This window comes from Neobacillus sp. FSL H8-0543, from assembly GCF_038592905.1.
GTDB lineage: Bacteria > Bacillota > Bacilli > Bacillales > Cytobacillaceae > Neobacillus.
In genome coordinates this window covers 2,802,501-2,820,164 of sequence record NZ_CP151943.1, presented here as the reverse complement: position 1 = coordinate 2,820,164, position 17,664 = coordinate 2,802,501, and the positions used below count along the sequence as shown (strand labels likewise).

General features: G+C 42.1%; 16 protein-coding genes, 2 rRNA genes and 1 riboswitch (1 of these 19 cut by a window edge). Of the genes, 1 reads left to right on the top strand and 17 read right to left on the bottom strand.

Annotated elements, in window-relative coordinates:
• Positions 1–45: 45 nt before the first annotated feature.
• A complete protein-coding gene (locus NSS81_RS13940; RefSeq protein WP_342429289.1) occupies positions 46–1,788 on the bottom strand; it encodes an adenine deaminase C-terminal domain-containing protein in 1,743 nt (580 codons plus the stop codon).
• Between the two features lie 197 nt (positions 1,789–1,985).
• Between NSS81_RS13940 and NSS81_RS13935 the strand changes: the two genes are divergently transcribed.
• On the top strand, positions 1,986–2,285 hold the full coding sequence (locus NSS81_RS13935) for a DUF2892 domain-containing protein (protein ID WP_342429288.1): 300 nt from the start codon (positions 1,986–1,988) through the stop codon (positions 2,283–2,285).
• 59 nt (positions 2,286–2,344) lie between these two features.
• Here the strand turns inward: NSS81_RS13935 and purD are convergent, their stop codons facing one another.
• From purD to NSS81_RS13855, 16 genes are all read right to left on the bottom strand, one after another.
• The gene (purD, locus tag NSS81_RS13930) at positions 2,345–3,616 is read right to left on the bottom strand and encodes a phosphoribosylamine--glycine ligase (RefSeq protein WP_342429287.1); all 1,272 of its coding nucleotides are present in this window, start codon (positions 3,614–3,616) and stop codon (positions 2,345–2,347) included.
• 151 nt (positions 3,617–3,767) lie between these two features.
• Positions 3,768–5,306 carry a bifunctional phosphoribosylaminoimidazolecarboxamide formyltransferase/IMP cyclohydrolase gene (purH, locus tag NSS81_RS13925; RefSeq protein ID WP_342429286.1) on the bottom strand — a complete coding sequence of 513 codons (1,539 nt, stop codon included), beginning with the start codon at positions 5,304–5,306 and terminating at the stop codon, positions 3,768–3,770.
• Positions 5,281–5,883, bottom strand: a complete 603-nt coding sequence (purN, locus tag NSS81_RS13920; protein WP_342429285.1) for a phosphoribosylglycinamide formyltransferase — start codon at positions 5,881–5,883, stop codon at positions 5,281–5,283. Before purN ends, purH begins: the two co-directional genes overlap by 26 nt.
• The gene (gene purM / locus NSS81_RS13915) at positions 5,880–6,905 is read right to left on the bottom strand and encodes a phosphoribosylformylglycinamidine cyclo-ligase (RefSeq protein ID WP_342429284.1); all 1,026 of its coding nucleotides are present in this window, start codon (positions 6,903–6,905) and stop codon (positions 5,880–5,882) included. The genes purN and purM overlap by 4 nt, the downstream gene beginning before the upstream one ends.
• Positions 6,906–6,911: 6 nt before the next feature.
• Positions 6,912–8,327 carry an amidophosphoribosyltransferase gene (gene purF, locus NSS81_RS13910; RefSeq protein ID WP_342429283.1) on the bottom strand — a complete coding sequence of 472 codons (1,416 nt, stop codon included), beginning with the start codon at positions 8,325–8,327 and terminating at the stop codon, positions 6,912–6,914.
• A complete protein-coding gene (purL, locus tag NSS81_RS13905; RefSeq protein ID WP_342429282.1) occupies positions 8,312–10,531 on the bottom strand; it encodes a phosphoribosylformylglycinamidine synthase subunit PurL in 2,220 nt (739 codons plus the stop codon). The genes purF and purL overlap by 16 nt, the downstream gene beginning before the upstream one ends.
• Complete coding sequence (gene purQ, locus NSS81_RS13900) at positions 10,515–11,198, bottom strand: phosphoribosylformylglycinamidine synthase subunit PurQ (protein ID WP_342429281.1); 684 nt, start codon at positions 11,196–11,198, stop codon at positions 10,515–10,517. Before purQ ends, purL begins: the two co-directional genes overlap by 17 nt.
• Positions 11,195–11,449 carry a phosphoribosylformylglycinamidine synthase subunit PurS gene (purS, locus tag NSS81_RS13895; protein ID WP_342429280.1) on the bottom strand — a complete coding sequence of 85 codons (255 nt, stop codon included), beginning with the start codon at positions 11,447–11,449 and terminating at the stop codon, positions 11,195–11,197. The genes purQ and purS overlap by 4 nt, the downstream gene beginning before the upstream one ends.
• On the bottom strand, positions 11,442–12,155 hold the full coding sequence (gene purC, locus NSS81_RS13890; protein ID WP_342429279.1) for a phosphoribosylaminoimidazolesuccinocarboxamide synthase: 714 nt from the start codon (positions 12,153–12,155) through the stop codon (positions 11,442–11,444). Before purC ends, purS begins: the two co-directional genes overlap by 8 nt.
• A gap of 645 nt (positions 12,156–12,800) precedes the next feature.
• Complete coding sequence (gene purB, locus NSS81_RS13885; RefSeq protein ID WP_342429278.1) at positions 12,801–14,099, bottom strand: adenylosuccinate lyase; 1,299 nt, start codon at positions 14,097–14,099, stop codon at positions 12,801–12,803.
• Entirely contained in the window at positions 14,096–15,250 is a 1,155-nt protein-coding gene (purK, locus tag NSS81_RS13880) for a 5-(carboxyamino)imidazole ribonucleotide synthase (RefSeq protein ID WP_342429277.1), read from the bottom strand. The genes purB and purK overlap by 4 nt, the downstream gene beginning before the upstream one ends.
• Complete coding sequence (gene purE, locus NSS81_RS13875) at positions 15,237–15,725, bottom strand: 5-(carboxyamino)imidazole ribonucleotide mutase (protein ID WP_342429276.1); 489 nt, start codon at positions 15,723–15,725, stop codon at positions 15,237–15,239. Before purE ends, purK begins: the two co-directional genes overlap by 14 nt.
• 131 nt (positions 15,726–15,856) lie before the next feature.
• A riboswitch (purine riboswitch) is annotated at positions 15,857–15,958 on the bottom strand.
• Between the two features lie 88 nt (positions 15,959–16,046).
• Entirely contained in the window at positions 16,047–16,250 is a 204-nt protein-coding gene (locus NSS81_RS13870; protein ID WP_342429275.1) for an NETI motif-containing protein, read from the bottom strand.
• A complete protein-coding gene (locus NSS81_RS13865; RefSeq protein ID WP_342434024.1) occupies positions 16,247–16,768 on the bottom strand; it encodes a DUF5698 domain-containing protein in 522 nt (173 codons plus the stop codon). Before NSS81_RS13865 ends, NSS81_RS13870 begins: the two co-directional genes overlap by 4 nt.
• Positions 16,769–17,056: 288 nt before the next feature.
• Positions 17,057–17,173, bottom strand: a 5S ribosomal RNA gene (rrf, locus tag NSS81_RS13860).
• An 82-nt stretch (positions 17,174–17,255) separates the two neighbouring features.
• Positions 17,256–17,664 (bottom strand): 23S ribosomal RNA (locus tag NSS81_RS13855) (it continues 2,529 nt past the right edge of the window).

Here is a 17,664-nt window from a genome sequence, read left to right as displayed (position 1 = left end):
ACGGTGTCATAACAATTCACTGTTAACCTTTTCCACTGTTATATTTTAACGCATTATCGACGGAAAGAGTACCGTTTTATTCATAACATCATACATTCCCTGTTGAGTAATTCGAATATAAGGTAAATGCGTTGAGGAAAAGAACAACAAGCTGTAGACTGGATCATTAAATACGTAACCTCGTTCGCGTAATTCTATAAGCAGCCTTTTCTCTTCCTTCATCAAGTCCTCGACTGGAAGGTTTGACATAATTCCAGCTAGTTTTAATGGTACTTCGCAAACAATCTGTTCATCCTCTACCATTACAATTCCACCGCCAAGTTCTTTCATTCTATTGAATGCAGCAAGCATATCATTTTTATTTTTCCCAATTAAAATAATATCTCCCGTATTGGAAAAAGAACTGGCAAGTGCAGATAGTTTTGTTGCAAAACCCTTTAACAGAGTATTAATTCGCCACTTTCCTTCCCGATCAATAAGGGTGAAATAGCATTCGTCATGATCAAAAGGAAGTTCATCTCCTGAAGCATCAATCGCAATGGAATAAGGCTTTGTGATAACAGAGTTTTCCATTTTTATCCCAAAGGGCATTGAAAATTGTAAATCATCAATTGATAATTTCCAATCCAACTCCATCGCCTTCAGACCGTAGTCATCCCAATTAATTGGTTGATAAACGTCCATGTTCTCCCCATCACGTTTAACCCATTTTCCTTTTGCAAGAACGGAATGGGGCGTTGGATTTTCAACGCTGGATAAAAAGTTAATATTAGCGACACGCCCTGTTGCGATATTACCATGTAAATGATCAATACCATAGTAGCGTGCGATATTTACTGTTGCCATATTGTAGGCGTCCATGACAGGAACACCCTTTTCAATCGCAATTCTTATCATTTGATCATTGATTCCTTGTTCATAAAAATTAGAAGAGGATCCATCCGTATTGAACATTAAGCGGTCATATGCCGTTATGCCCATCCTTTTCAGATCATCTAGTAACTTCGGTAAATCAGGACGAATAGACGAATGTCGTAATGAAACCATATACCCTTGCATCAAGCGACTATAAACCTCTTCCCCTGTTATTGCCTCATGGTCACTATCCGCACCTAATAACATCATCTTTGCTAACGTTTTCTCTGAAGCCCCAGGGAAATGCCCCTCAATTTTCTTGCGCATCCGCTTTGCTTCTTGAATCCAATGGAGCATCATATCGTCGCCATCAAGTAATTTGGGCCAGCCGGTTAATTCTCCACCCTGCAGAACTGCATCATGCTCAAGCCAAGATTTAATATTGCTGTGTGAAAATGTGTCCTCTTCATGCAAAATTTCTGTTTGCGGGTCAAAGCGGCACCACCAATACATGGTTGTTGGGATGGAACGCAAGTCTTTTAATAACGAAAACGCTTCCTTTTTATTCAAATTCATAATCAAGGACATATTGTCATTAATTAACGTCGTTGTACCAAATTGGGATGCATAAGCAGCTAGAGTATGGGGATTATATAATTGAAATGGATGTGCATGCGGTTCAATATAACCTGGAACCAGAATTTCATTTGTACAATCAATTATTTCGCAGTTCTCTACTCGTGCCGGCAAATTGTCGCCAACATATACAATCCGATCTTCATAAATCCAAATATTCGCTCTCATCCATTGGCGAAATGTCTGATTTAAATACAGGGCATTTTTTAATAATATGGTCGGTGAAGTTTTTCCATCTAAAACGGAGACATGCATGCGTAAGTGTTTATTTTTCCATCGGTAACGTTGTTCCAGCATACGATATCCCTCCCTTTCTTATAAACTATCTAACTATGAGAAAATGTAAAAGCGCCAACGCGCTGAAATGAAAAGCTTGATTTATCAGTAAAGAAAACCCTTACATTTTTTAATTATTTCTATACTACCATATTTCAAGCTTTACAGCACTAAAGAAGTATTAAATACTGTTAAAAATTTGTGAAGGAGTGAACAAGATGAATGTAACGAAAAATATCGGCATACTCAACGCCCTTATTCGTATCACAATTGGGTTAACCATTCTTTCCTGGAGCACAGCAAAAATGGTGAAGCACCCTTGGAAAGAGTCTTATGTATTTATTGCTCTATGCGGGGCAATGAAGGTTGCGGAGGGGATTGTTCGATTTTGCCCAGTGACTGCTCTCTTTCGTGAGTATAAGGATGAAATGAATGATCAATTTCTTCCAGCCTCAAATCAAGAGGATGATGGGACAACACTAGATGCTGACCAAATCCTGCCATATAACCCATCCTAAGTGGAAATCGGTTTATTAAAAGGACTGACCTTGAGGGTCAGTCCTTTTTCTATGCCTATTTAAGAAAGGGTATGTTCAATTGCCTTTGCGCCAATGTCCGTACGATAAAAGACACCATCACATTGTAGTTTCTCTAATTCCTTATACACCTTTTCCCTTGCTGCCTGTAAATCTTCTGCCATTGCGCCAACAAGCAGAACTCTGCCGCCAGCCGTAGTAAATTCACCTAATTGATTTTTTGACGTTCCCGCGTGATAGATGGCCACATCTTCTGAAAATCCGCCTAACCCCTTAAGTACCGCCCCTTTATCATAGCTATCCGGATAGCCTTTGGCTGCAACTACCACACCTACCATCTTTTTTTCATCCCAAACCAACTCTGGAGTCTTACCATCAAGAGTTTCCAAAATCGTTTGAACTAAATCAGATTTTAACCTTGGCAAAATGACTTGTGTTTCAGGGTCACCGAAGCGGGCATTAAACTCAATTACCTTTGGCCCGGTAGCTGTTTCTATCACCCCAGCATATAAGATCCCGCAAAAGCTCCTGCCCTCTTGAACCAACGCCCTAGCTGCCGGCTTAAGAATCGTTTCAATGGCCGTTTCAATACTTTCCGCTGCAATATGCGGAACGGGTGAGTATGCCCCCATCCCACCAGTATTTGGACCCTTATCACCATCAAAGGCTCTTTTATGGTCTTGGGCAATTTCAAGTGGAATCACGACATCGCCATTCACAAAAGCCATAAGCGAAAATTCCTCACCAGTTAAAAACTCTTCAATTACCACACTTGATGAAGCAGTACCAAATTTTTTATAAACAAGCATATCCTCTAAACACCTTAAAGCATCCTCTTTCGTCAAAGCGACCGTTACCCCTTTGCCCGCTGCTAGACCATCAGCTTTAATCACAATCGGGGCACCTTTTTCTTCAATATATAAACGAGCTTCTTCAAAGTTAGTGAAGACGGCATACTCGGCAGTAGGAATCTTATACTTGTTCATAATTTCTTTGGCAAATGACTTGCTTCCTTCGATCTCTGCTGCCACTTTACTTGGTCCAAACACTACTAAACCTGCAGCTGAAAATTGATCGGCTAACCCTTCAAGGAGTGGTACTTCCGGCCCAATAATTGTTAAACCTACACCCTGTTGTTTGGCAAATTGAAGCAACTGCTGATGGTCATTTTCGTCAATCGGAAGGAGTTCTGCAACAGCTGACATTCCCGCGTTACCTGGAGCAACAAATACCTTTTCAACTAGTGGGCTTTCAAACACTTTTTGGCAAATGGCATGTTCTCTTCCACCACGCCCAATGATTAGTACCTTCATCCAGTTCACCTCACTTAATTTTTGGTCCTGTAAACCTAACCTGTTGATTGGAGCTCCAGGCACTTCGCTTTCCGCGGGTAGTCCGGTAGGAGTCTCGTGCCTTCCGCTCCAATCAACAGAGTTTAAAAATCAACATCTGTTTTTATTCAGCTTAGTGTTTAAAATGTCTGACCTTAGTAAATACCATTGCTATTCCATATTCATCAGCCTTTTTAATTGAGTCTTCATCTCGAATGGATCCTCCAGGCTGAATAATTGCGGTAATGCCTGCTTTTGCAGCTGCTTCAACCGTATCATCCATTGGGAAGAAGGCATCGGAGGCAAGGCTAGCACCCTCTGCTTTGTCTCCCGCTTGTTTAAGGGCAATATCTGCAGAGCCCACTCGGTTCATTTGTCCGGCACCGATGCCAATCGTCATGTCTTCACGCGCAACAACAATCGCGTTAGACTTTACATGTTTTACAATCTTCCATCCTAACTTTAATGCCTCCCACTCTTGCTCCGTTGGCTGTCTTTTTGTAGGAATAGAAATAGTAGCATTCTCTAGCGTGAAGCGATCTTGCTCTTGTGCTAATAAGCCGCCCTCGATCGTCGTTAATTTCATTTCCGCCCTTCCTGCTTCCTTAAATGGAATAGTTAATAGGCGAAGATTCTTTTTCGTGGTTAAGATTGCTAATGCCTCTTGCGAAAAAGAAGGGGCAATGATGATTTCTAAAAAGATTTCACGAAGCTTTTCTGCGGATTGGGAATCGACTTCTCTATTAAAGGCAATAATTCCTCCAAAAATCGAAACAGGGTCGGCAGCTAAGGCTTTTTCAAAGGCCTCATATCCGGATTTCCCTATGCCTACACCGCATGGATTCATATGCTTAACCGCAACTGCGGCAGGTTCATCAAACTCTTTAACTATTTGTAATGCGGCATCGGCGTCATTGATGTTATTATAGGAAAGTTCCTTTCCATGCAGTTGCTCCGCATTGGCAATAGAAAATTTAGAACCAAGTGGTTTCTGATAAAAAGCTGCCTTTTGATGCGGATTCTCTCCATAACGAAGCGTCTGCTTCAATTCATATGTAACGGTTAATTTTTCTGGATTTTCTTCTTCAGCAAGGTCTGTCATGTACTCAGCAATTAAAGCATCGTAGGCCGCCGTATGGCGAAACACCTTAGCCGCAAGCTTTCTGCGGGTTTCTAGTTTTGTTTTTCCTTCTAATTTCAATTCCGCTATGACCGTTTGATAATCCTTTGGGTCAACGACCACGGTTACATATTGATGGTTTTTAGCCGACGCACGAAGCATCGTCGGTCCGCCAATATCGATATTTTCAATCGCATCCTCCACCGTAACATCTGGCTTTGTGATTGTTTGCTGGAAGGGATAGAGATTGACACAAACCAACTGGATAGGCTCAATCTGATGTTCGCTAAGCTGATTCTGGTGTTGTTGGTCATCGTGTTTAGCAAGTATGCCGCCATGAATAAACGGATTTAAGGTTTTCACCCGACCTTCTAAAATTTCAGGAAATCCTGTTACCTCACTAACACCAAGGACAGGGATTCCCTGCTCTTGTAGTGCCTTTTTCGTACCGCCGGTAGAAATAAGTTCAAAGCCAAGACTAACTAATTCTCTGGCAAGTTCAGTGATTCCACTTTTATCTGAAACGCTAATAAGTGCGCGCTTTTTTGTCACTGGTAATTTCCCCTCTCGCTAATAGCGTATTTAACATTGATGGATAAAGTCTATGTTCAATCGTTTGAATTTTTCTCTGCAGGCTTTTTTTTGTTTCATTTTCATCAATCGAGACACTCTCTTGAACAATGATTGGTCCCGTATCCATTCCTTCATCAACAAAATGAATCGTAACCCCACTCTCTTTTGCTCCAGCAGCCAGTGCTTGACCAATAGCATCTTTACCAGGAAACGATGGCAGTAACGATGGATGAATATTCACAATTCGCCCCTGAAATTCCGTTAACAATGTCGGTCCAATTAAGCGCATATATCCGGCAAGGACAAGTAATTCAGCGCCAACTTTTGTTAATTTGTGCAAAATTTTTTTTTCATAGTCTTCTTTAAGCTGATAATCTCTTGGGTTGAATATAAACGTGGGAATTCCAGCTGCATTCGCCCGTTCAATGGCATAAGCACCTGGTTTGTCACAAATTAAGAGTGCGATAGTAGCTTCAAGTTCTCCACTTTGAACCGCATCAATAATCGCTTTAAAATTACTTCCGTTTCCTGAAGCAAATACAGCAATATTCTTCATCGGCCAGCACCAATGGTTACCCCTTGATTTTCAGTAACGACCCCGATTTCAAAGGCACTTTCCCCTGATTGTCTAAAATGTTCAACCACTTCACTAGCATGCTCCTGATCGACTGTAAGAACCATGCCGATGCCCATATTGAAAATATTATACATTTCCTGCCAGTCAATTTGTCCCACCTTAGCCATTAACGGAAACACAGGTGGAATAATCCAGCGGTCTTCATCCAGTTCTGCTCCTAAGCCATCAGGAAGCATCCGCGGGATATTCTCAATAAAACCGCCGCCAGTGATATGGGCCATCCCTTTAATAGGGTATTTTTTTAAAGCAGAAAGGATTGGTTTCACATAAATCTTCGTTGGTTTGAGTAACTCTTCGCCCAAGCTACAGCCGAGTTCATCTACATACTGGGTAAGCGTCCAGTCTTCAAACACCTTACGTACGAGCGAATAGCCATTGCTGTGAATTCCACTTGATGCCAAGCCAATCAGCACATCCCCTGATTTGATTGATTCACCTGTAATTACTTGCGATTTTTCGCAGGCACCGACAGAAAACCCCGCGAGATCGTATTCCTGATCATCATAGAGTCCAGGCATTTCTGCTGTTTCCCCGCCGATTAACGCACAGCCTGCCTGTTCGCAGCCGTCTGCAACTCCTTTGACAATTGCCTCAATCTTTTCCGGATTGGCTTTACCGGTAGCAATATAATCTAAAAAGAATAAAGGCTCAGCACCCTGAACAACGATATCATTGACACACATAGCTACCGCATCGATGCCAATCGTATCATGACGATCCATCATAAAGGCAAGCATCAGTTTCGTTCCAACCCCATCTGTGCCCGATACAAGAACCGGCTCCTTTAAGTTAAGCGAGGATAAATCAAACATACCCCCAAATCCACCTAAGCCGCCTATCACACCCATTCGAGCTGTTTTATTCACATGTTTTTTCATTCTCAAAACGGCTTCATAACCGGCTTCAATATCTACGCCAGCTTGCTTATATGCATTTGCCAAAGCTTCTCACCCCTTTTGATAGTAGTACTGTAATGTGTCTGGATAGATTTCAGTCGGGTATTTTCCATTAAAGCAAGCAAGGCAATACCCATTCGTTCCGTCAGCTTCCGTTTGTCCAAATGCCTTCATCATACCTTCCGTGCTAATAAACGTTAATGTATCGGCCCCAATCAGTTCTCTAATTTCCTCAACCGATTTATCGGAAGCAATCAATTCTTCCTTTGAAGATGTATCAATCCCGTAGAAACACGGATTTTTAATTGGCGGGGAGCTGATTACGACATGCACTTCCGTTGCTCCTGCCTCTTTTAACATCCTCACGATCCTTTTGCTAGTGGTCCCGCGAACAATCGAATCATCAACCATAACCACCCGTTTTCCTTCGACGACACCACGAACGGCAGACAGCTTCATTTTCACACCTTGCTCCCGTAGTGTTTGTGAAGGCTGTATAAAAGTTCTACCGACATATTTGTTCTTAATCAGTCCCATTTCATATGGAATACCTGAAGCTTCCGCATAGCCAATTGCCGCTGAAATACTTGAATCAGGGACACCCGTGACGACATCTGCTTCGAAAGGTGCTTCGACCGCAAGGATTTTCCCCATGTTTTTTCGTGCAGTATGAACATTGATTCCTTGGATATTACTGTCAGGCCTTGAAAAATAAACATATTCCATTGTACAGATGGCTCTGGTTGAACTAACAGAGAACCTCTCTGAGGTAAGACCCTTGTCATTTATAATCAAAAGTTCTCCTGGCATGATGTCACGAATGTATTCAGCTCCAACGACATCGAAAGCACATGTTTCTGAGGCAACAACAAATGCATTCCCTATGCAGCCAAGCGATAGCGGTCTTAGACCATGTGGGTCAAGCGCAACCATTATTTCATTTTCCGTCATAATCACATAGGCATAAGCGCCTTTTAACATCGAAAGGGCGTTTTTCACTTGGTCCTTAGGCTGGGAATACCCGCTTCTTTTCATTAAATGAGCTAAAACTTCTGTATCAGAGCTCGTTTGAAAGATACTTCCCTGTGCTTCAAGTTGGTGCTTTAACAAATTGGCATTTACTAGATTACCATTATGGGCAAGGGCAAGACTGCCATTTTGCGAATGAAAGAGTAACGGCTGTACATTCTCATAGCCACCGCCCCCTGCTGTCGCATAGCGAACATGCCCAATCGCAGAGGTGCCTTTCAGTTCCTTCATTACCCCCTCGGTAAAAATTTCAGAAACTAACCCTTCCCCTTTTACCACATTAAGCTTTTTTCCATCATTAACGACGATTCCAGTGCCTTCTTGGCCACGATGCTGAAGACTATGCAGTCCATAATAAGTTAATTGGGCTGCGTCCGGATGTCCCCAAACCCCAAAAACTCCACACTCTTCATTTAAACCCTTTATTTCAGTAAGCATGGGATAGCTCCTTTCCAGGCATCCTGGAATTCATTAACTGAACCTTCGAGAATTGTTTCTGTTTCGGAAATGATTCGTAAAGTCGATGAATCATTTACTTCACCAATCAGCTTTGCAGCTACTATTCTTTCAAACTCCATTTGATGTTCCTTTTTAATCGTTACCAGAAAGCGAGATTGCGTTTCACTAAATAAAGCTGTAACAGGATTTCCTTCTATACTTATTTCTGCACCTAGCTTTGTATCATTCGTGAATAATGATTCTGCTACTGCTACTGCTAATCCGCCTTCTGATAGGTCGTGAGCAGATTGAACCAATCCCGTACGAATCGCTGCTAAAAGTTGATCCTGTCTTTCTTTTTCGATAATCATGTCAATTTCCGGTGCCTTACCGAAAATCTCCCCATACATCAATTTTTGCAGCTCACTGCCGCCAAACTCATCCTTTGCTTCCCCTACTAAATAAATAAGGTCACCGCTATTTTTAAACTGCTGTGTTGTAATATGGTCTAGGTCAGTCACTAACCCCACCATTCCAACGACTGGTGTTGGATAAATGGCTGTACCACTCGTTTCATTGTATAAAGATACATTTCCGCCAATTACTGGTGTATTTAGCGTTCGGCACGCCTCACTCATACCATCTGCCGCTTTTTCAATCTGCCAAAATACTTCCGGCTTTTCCGGATTTCCAAAATTAAGATTATCGGTAATCGCTAATGGTTCCGCTCCTGAACAGATGATATTGCGTGCTGCCTCTGCAACAGCAATTTTCCCGCCCATTTCAGGATCCAAATAAACATAGCGAGAATTACAATCAACTGTCATCGCTAAGGCTTTACGCGTTCCTCGAATGCGCACGACCGATGCATCTGATCCCGGAGCTACTACTGTATTTGTCCGTACCATGTAATCGTATTGCTGATAAACCCATTCCTTGCTGGCAACAGTTGGCTGCCTCAAGATTTTTAAAAGAGTCGCTTTCAAGTCGTCTACTTGAGGAATTGTATTCTCCATCGCTTGGAATTCCGCAAAATAGTTCGGTTCCTTCGAGGGTTTATAATAAACCGGTGCTTCCTCAGCTAATGCATCTGCAGGTACATCCGCGACAATTTCTCCATTATGGATTAAGCGTAGCTGTTTATCTTTCGTTACCGTGCCAATTCCCACGGCCTCTAAACCATATTTTGCAAAAAGATCTACGATCTCCTGTTCTCTTCCCTTTTTTACAACAATGAGCATTCTCTCCTGTGATTCGGAAAGCATCATTTCATAGGCTGTCATCCCAGTTTCCCGTTGTGGAACAGCATCTAAATTCATTTCCATTCCCATTCCTGCTTTACTTGCCATTTCAGCAGAAGAACTCACAAGACCAGCGGCACCCATATCCTGAATCCCAACCAATGCATCATTATGGATCAATTCTAAACATGCCTCTAACAGGAGCTTCTCCATAAACGGATCGCCGACCTGAACTGCGGGACGATTTTCCTCGGATTGTTCCGTTAATTCCTCGGAAGCAAAAGTGGCACCATGAATCCCGTCCCGACCTGTCTTAGCACCGACATACATAACCGTATTGCCTTCTCCATGTGCCTGCCCTTTTTGAATATCCTTATGGTCAATTAACCCAACACACATGGCATTAACTAACGGATTCCCTTCATAGCTCGGATCAAATTGAATTTCGCCGCCCACCGTCGGAATGCCAATGCAGTTGCCATATCCAGCTATCCCGGCAACTACTTCCTTAAACAAATAACGGACCCTGGCCGAATCGAGTTCACCAAAACGAAGAGAGTTTAACAGAGCAATCGGACGAGCTCCCATTGAAAACACATCACGGACAATCCCGCCTACACCAGTAGCCGCTCCTTGGTATGGTTCAATAGCAGAAGGATGGTTATGGCTTTCAATTTTAAAAACAACCGCCTGCCCATCACCGATATCAACAATACCCGCCCCTTCACCAGGTCCTTGCAGAACTCTTTCACCAGTGACTGGAAACTTTTTAAGAATGGGCTTTGAGTTTTTGTAGCTACAGTGTTCTGACCACATGACCGCAAACAAGCCTGTTTCTGTATAATTTGGCGTGCGTCCTAATATTTTTTCAACCATTGCAAATTCATCATCGGATAAACCCATTTGCTGATATACTTTTTCTGCTTTAATCTGTTCTGGATTTGGTTCAAGCGTTAACAACATTTGCTTCCCTCCAAGTCTTTACAATTGATTGAAATAATTTCAATCCGTCAGCACCGCCCAAAAGCTCATCCACTGCTCTTTCAGGATGGGGCATCATTCCGATTACGTTTCCTTTTTCATTAACAATTCCAGCTATATTTTCAAGACTGCCATTTGGATTTTCTTGGTATGAGAACACAATTTGATTATTTGCCTTTAAATTGGCCAGAGTTAATTCGTCACAGTAATAGTTTCCTTCACCGTGAGCAACTGGAACGGTGATTGTTTCCCCTTGTGAAAAAGAGGATGAAAACATGGTTTGATGATTCTCTACCGTTAAGTTTACTGGTTTACAAATGAATGTCAGACTTTCATTTCGCCTCATCGCTCCTGGCAGTAACCCTGCTTCTAGAAGAATTTGAAATCCATTGCACACCCCAAGAATTGGCTTTCCAGCCTCGGCAGCTTTTACCACTGCTTTCATTACCTTACTAAAGCGGGCAATCGCTCCTGTTCTTAGGTAATCACCATAGGAAAACCCGCCAGGCAGTAGAATTGCATCAAATTCATCTAAGCTCTCGGTATCATGCCAGACGTATTCCACCTGCTCACCAAGCTCATCTTTAATCGCATGGTACATATCGATATCACAGTTAGACCCTGGAAAGACGATTACCGCAAACTTCACTGGGGAACACACTCCTCTACTTCGTAACGATAGTCTTCAATAACTGGATTGGCTAACAGCTTTGTACATATATCATTAACTACCTCGTTTATGTCACGGGTTGATTTTTCAATGGTTAATTCCATATATTTACCGATTCGAACATCAGCGACTTCTGGATAATCTAACGCATGCAAAGAATGGGTCACTGCCTTCCCCTGTGGATCCAAGACACTTTCTCTTAACGTTACGTACACCTTCACCTTATACATGCTGATTTCCCCCAATTCTCATTAAAATTGTTTCATAGGCTTCTGTTAAACTGCCTAAATCACGACGAAATACATCCTTATCGAGCTTTTCATTTGTCTTTAGGTCCCATAATCTGCAGGTGTCCGGTGAAATCTCATCAGCTAGCATGATCGTGCCAGCATGATCCTTACCAAACTCCAGTTTAAAATCAATGAGTCGAATGCCAAGCTCTAAAAAAAAGCTTGATAAAACTGTATTTATTTCTAGGGCCTTCATCTTCAAAATAGTCAGTTCTTCAGCCGTTGCCAATTTGAGTTCAAAAATATGATCAACGGTTACAAGCGGATCTCCTAATACATCATCTTTCAAGTAAAACTCGACGATTGGGGTTGATAATTCCTTTCCTTCTTCGATACCCAATCTAGTTGAGAGACTACCAGCAGCAACATTTCTGACGACAACTTCGAGCGGGATAATGGTCACTTTTTTAACAAGCTGTTCAGTTGCCGAAATCTGTTCAATAAAGTGGGATTTAATCCCGTTATCTTTTAACATTAAAAATAATAGACTAGTAATCTCATTATTCAGTCGTCCCTTGCCGCCAATATCTGCCTTCTTTTGTCCATTGTAGGCGGTCGCTGAATCCTTATATTCAATTAATACCGTCTGCTCGTCATCCGTTTTATAAATTCGCTTCGCCTTGCCTTCATATAGAAGTTCTTTCAAAAGGAACGCCTCCTAATTCATAATATTGGGAATTTTAAAAGTAAAAGTGTGACTCTATGTGACCTTTTCTTGGGTTTTTTATTGGTTCTGGGTACTTAGAACCTCTCTATATGACCAATCTCTGGTTTTCTCATCGGTTTGGGGCACTTAGAACCTCTCTATGTGACCGATCTCTGGGTTTTCATCGGTTTGGGTCACATAGAACCTCTCTATGTGACTCATCCTAGGTTTTTTTATCGGTTTCGGTCACATAGAACCTCTCTATGTGACCAATCTCTGGTTTTTTCATCGGTTTGGGTCACATAGAACCTCTCTATATGACTCATCCTAGGTTTTTTTATCGGTTTCGGTCACATAGAACCTCTCTATGTGACCAATCTCTGGTTTTTTCATCGGTTTCGGTCACATAGAACCTCTCTATATGACTCATCCTAGGTTTTTTCATCGGTTTCGGTCACATAGAACCTCTCTATGTGACCAATCTCTGGTTTTTTCATCGGTTTCGGTCACATAGAACCTCTCTATATGACTCATCCTAGGTTTTTTTATCGGTTTCGGTCACATAGAACCTCTCTATGTGACCGGAACCTCCCTTTTCAACATGTTTGGGGCACATAGCCCCTTTGTTAGTGAATCCAATTAGAGTTACCCATTCAACCCTAATCTTTCAAAAATCGTATCGACATGCTGAAGGTGATAGCTGTAATCAAAACAGTCGGCAATTTCTTCCGCCGTCAGCAGGCTTGCTATTTTAGCTTCCTCTTCCACCAAGCCGCGGAAGTGGACTTGATTCTCCCACGCCTCCATTGCTTTTGGTTGCACAGTATCATAGGCCTCTTCACGGGATAAACCCTTATCAATTAGCGCTAGGAGCACACGCTGAGAATAGATTAATCCAAGTGTCCGATCCATATTTCGTTTCATATTTTCCGGATAAACAGTTAGATTTTTAATGATATTCCCAAACCGATTCAACATATAATTCAAGCCAATTGTCGCATCAGGAAGGATAATTCTTTCCGCTGAAGAATGTGAAATATCACGCTCATGCCAAAGCGGCATATTCTCATAAGCCGTCAGCATATAGCCGCGGATCACACGGGCAATCCCTGTCATATTTTCAGAACCGATCGGATTCCTTTTATGCGGCATGGCCGAGGAACCCTTTTGTCCTTTGGCAAAGAACTCTTCCACCTCACGCGTTTCACTTTTTTGCAAACCGCGAACTTCCACCGCGAACTTTTCAATCGATGTTGCAATCAGAGCAATCGTCGACATATAGTGGGCATGGCGGTCACGCTGTAATGTTTGGGTTGAGATTGGCGCCCTGCCTAGACCTAATTTTTCACAAACATACTGCTCTACAAACGGATCAATATTGGCATATGTTCCAACTGCCCCAGATATTTTTCCAAACTCTACACCTTCTGCTGCTTGTTTAAAGCGTTCAAGATTACGTTTCATTTCTTCATACCACAGAGCAAGCTTTAGACCAAAGGTAGTTGGTTCCGCATGAACCCCATGCGTCCGTCCCATCATCACGGTATATTTATGTTCGATCGCCTTGTGCTTTAAAATATCAATAAAGTTTTCGATATCCTTTTGTAAAATGATATTTGCCTGTTTTAATACATAGGATAGTGCGGTATCAACTACATCTGTTGAGGTTAGGCCATAGTGTACCCACTTGCGCTCGTCACCTAATGTTTCTGATACTGCTCGAGTAAACGCAACAACATCGTGTCTTGTTTCCTCCTCAATCTCTTTTATCCTCTCAATATTAAAAGAAGCATTTTTGCGAAGTTTTTGCACATCCTCCTTTGGAATCTCTCCCAGGGCCGACCATGCCTCACATGCGAGGATTTCAACCTCTAACCATGCATTAAAGCGGTTCTCATCCTTCCAAATTGCACCCATTTCTGGTCTTGTATAACGATCAATCATCCTTTTGCCTCCAAACTTTTTTCTTCCCATATACAACTGTTCTTAACCTCTTCGATTGCTGTTTCAACAGAATCGAAAAGGATGGTTATGTGCCCCATCTTCCTCTTACGTTTAGGGTCATTTTTACCGTAAAAGTGAATCTTCCAATCGGTAAATTCCGACATTCTTTCCAAAACTGCTGATTGGTGTTCTCCTAATATATTGACCATAACTGCCGGTTTTAATAGCCTCGTACTTCCAAGCGGCAAATGACATACGGCCCGGATATGCTGTTCAAATTGCGAAGTTTCACAGGCTTCAATCGAATAATGCCCGGAATTATGCGGTCTTGGCGCAAGCTCATTTATGTAAATCGTATCTTCTTCTGTTAAAAACATTTCTACAGCCAGCGTCCCAACCAGCCCAAACGCATTAGCAAGCATGGCAGCCGATTGAATGGCTAAATCCTCCGCTTTTTTACTTATTCTTGCGGGGACAATCGTTTGATGCAGAATATTATCATGATGGATATTCTCTGCGACTGGAAAAACTGCCGTTTGCCCATCGGAACTTCTGGTTATGATTACAGAAATTTCTTTCTTAAAAGGAATCCATTTCTCCATGATGCATTCCCCATGTTCAAGGAGATTTAAAGCATTTTCAATCTCGTTTTCACTGTGTATCACCGCCTGGCCTTTTCCATCATAGCCACCCCGAGCTGTTTTTAACACAGCAGGAACCCCTAACTGCTGAATGGCTTCCTTTATGTCTTTAAGCGAATGAATCACCGCATACGGCGCTACCTGTCCGCCAGCAACTTCTATAGCAATCTTTTCCTTGATTCGATTCTGGGTGATTTCAAGCAATTCCCTTCCCTGTGGCACATTCGCATGGCTACAAAGCCATTCAAGGGATGAGGCGTCAATATTTTCAAATTCGTAGGTGATACAATCGCTTATCTCAGCTAGTTTACTAATAGCCTCGAAGTCATCGTATGCCCCGATAATTTTCACATCCGCCACTTGACCGCAGGGTGAATCGTTAACAGGGTCAAGAACAGCAATCCGATAGCCCATCGACTTTGCTGAGAGTGCCATCATTCGCCCTAACTGTCCGCCGCCAATAATCCCAATTGTTTGCCCTGGTAAAATTACCTGTTTAGACAAGCTCATCACTGCTTTCCATTACCTTTATTTTGGAATTAAGCCGAACTTGTTCCATTCTCTCTGCCAAATCCAGGTCGGTTGTCGCTAAGATTTGCGCTGCAAGCAGTCCAGCATTTGTTGCCCCAGCCTTTCCAATAGCAACAGTAGCCACAGGTACACCCGCTGGCATTTGTACAATCGATAGTAACGAGTCGAAACCATTCAATGCCTTTGATTGTACCGGCACACCAATGACAGGAAGTGTGGTTTTCGCTGCTACCATTCCAGGTAAATGTGCAGCACCCCCCGCTCCTGCGATAATTACCTTAATTCCTCGCATTCTAGCAGTCTCGGCAAATTCAAACATCAAGTCAGGTGTCCTGTGGGCAGAAATCACCTTTTTCTCATATGAAACCTCAAGCTGATCAAGGATTTCACATGCATGTTTCATCGTTTCCCAATCTGATTTGCTTCCCATAATCACTGCCACATTCGCATCCATGTTTTCGCCCCTAACTTATCCAATATAAAAAGCCCGACAACAGAAACTTCCCCCTATTCCATGGATGAGGGAAAGCAGTCTGTCCGGGCTGAAATCGGCACGGAAAAATACCATGAAATGATTGACATTTCAGGCATATCCACTTCCCTCATAGGCCAATCATTTACGGTAATTGGGTAGAAACTTATGGGCCATATTCCCATTATTATATGAGGGTGTTACGTTATATTATTTATTTGATACCTCTATATTACCAATATACACTACAAAAGGTCAATAAAAACGAACGATGTAATTTTTTCCTAAAACTAATGTTCGTCTTTACTCACTTTTCACTCCTTCGAAAATAATTTCTCTCCCCACAGGTTCATAGGAAGTTTCACCATCTTTTTTTATCTCCTGAAAAACAGGCTTTTCTGTCCGACATACAGGAACATATCCCTGTTTTTTCATACGCTCTAAACAAGCATCAATCGTTTCATTTTCTTGAACTTCAAATTGCATTTTCTTTTTGCTTTTACTCATTTAAATAATTTCCCTCTTTTCACAGACTTTACCCAGAAACCGCCATGTATCGATTTTGGCTCATAGACAATAATAAATGCTTTTGGATCCAACGTCTTAATCAAATCATACAATTTTAATTCGAATTTCCGTGGCGTTAAAATCTGCAGCGCCATCCGATTACCTTCAAGGCCACTTGTTTCCCAGTTCGTTACCCCATAGCCTTTTTCTCTTAACACTTTAGGCAATTCTTTGTCATATTCCTTGGTAATCACATTGACGGTAATATAACCTAATGCAAGCTTTTCTTCAATCTTCATTCCGACAATAACACCAATCCCATAACCGACTGCATAAGCAATCACATTTTGAATCTCATCAAGGTTATTTAAAACCAGTCCAAGTCCTAGTATATAAATAACCACTTCAATCATGCTAAGGGATGCTGCTAAATAACGCTGGCCCTTTAATGTTAAAATCATTCTTATTGTAAAAAATGATACATAAACAATATTTATAATTAAAATAATCGCGACCATAATAAAACTATTCTCTAACAATGTAATCCTCCTCTACTAATTCTCTCGCTACTTTAAATAGTTATTCTGTTAGTGTAACCATTTTAATACATGGTGACCGTTTTTCCCTTCTTTTTGCGTTTCTGGTCACCATGAACGCTTCAAGGTGACCACTTCTTCCCTTTCTATTCGTCTTAGGTCATCATGGCAAATCATATCAGATACTATTTTCAAAATGAAGCCTAATAATCCATTCTTCGACAAAACAACACAAAAAAAGAACAACCCTATCAGGTTGTTCTTCATTTTGCCTGGCAACGTCCTACTCTCACAGGGGCGCCTGCCCCAACTACCATCGGCGCTGAGAAGCTTAACTTCCGTGTTCGGTATGGGAACGGGTGTGGCCTTCTCGCCATAATTACCAGACTATTTAATTAGAGAAAATTTTCATTCCCTCAAAACTAGATAATGCTTGAAGAAGAAAGTAAAACAAGTTCGTCTTTTAAATATGGTTAAGTCCTCGAACGATTAGTATCAGTCAGCTCCACACGTCACCGCGCTTCCACCTCTGACCTATCAACCTGATCATCTTTCAGGGTTCTTACTAGCTTGACGCTATGGGAAATCTCATCTTGAGGGGGGCTTCATGCTTAGATGCTTTCAGCACTTATCCCGTCCGCACATAGCTACCCAGCGATGCCTTTGGCAAGACAACTGGTACACCAGCGGTGCGTCCATCCCGGTCCTCTCGTACTAAGGACAGCTCCTCTCAAATTTCCTGCGCCCACGACGGATAGGGACCGAACTGTCTCACGACGTTCTGAACCCAGCTCGCGTACCGCTTTAATGGGCGAACAGCCCAACCCTTGGGACCGACTACAGCCCCAGGATGCGATGAGCCGACATCGAGGTGCCAA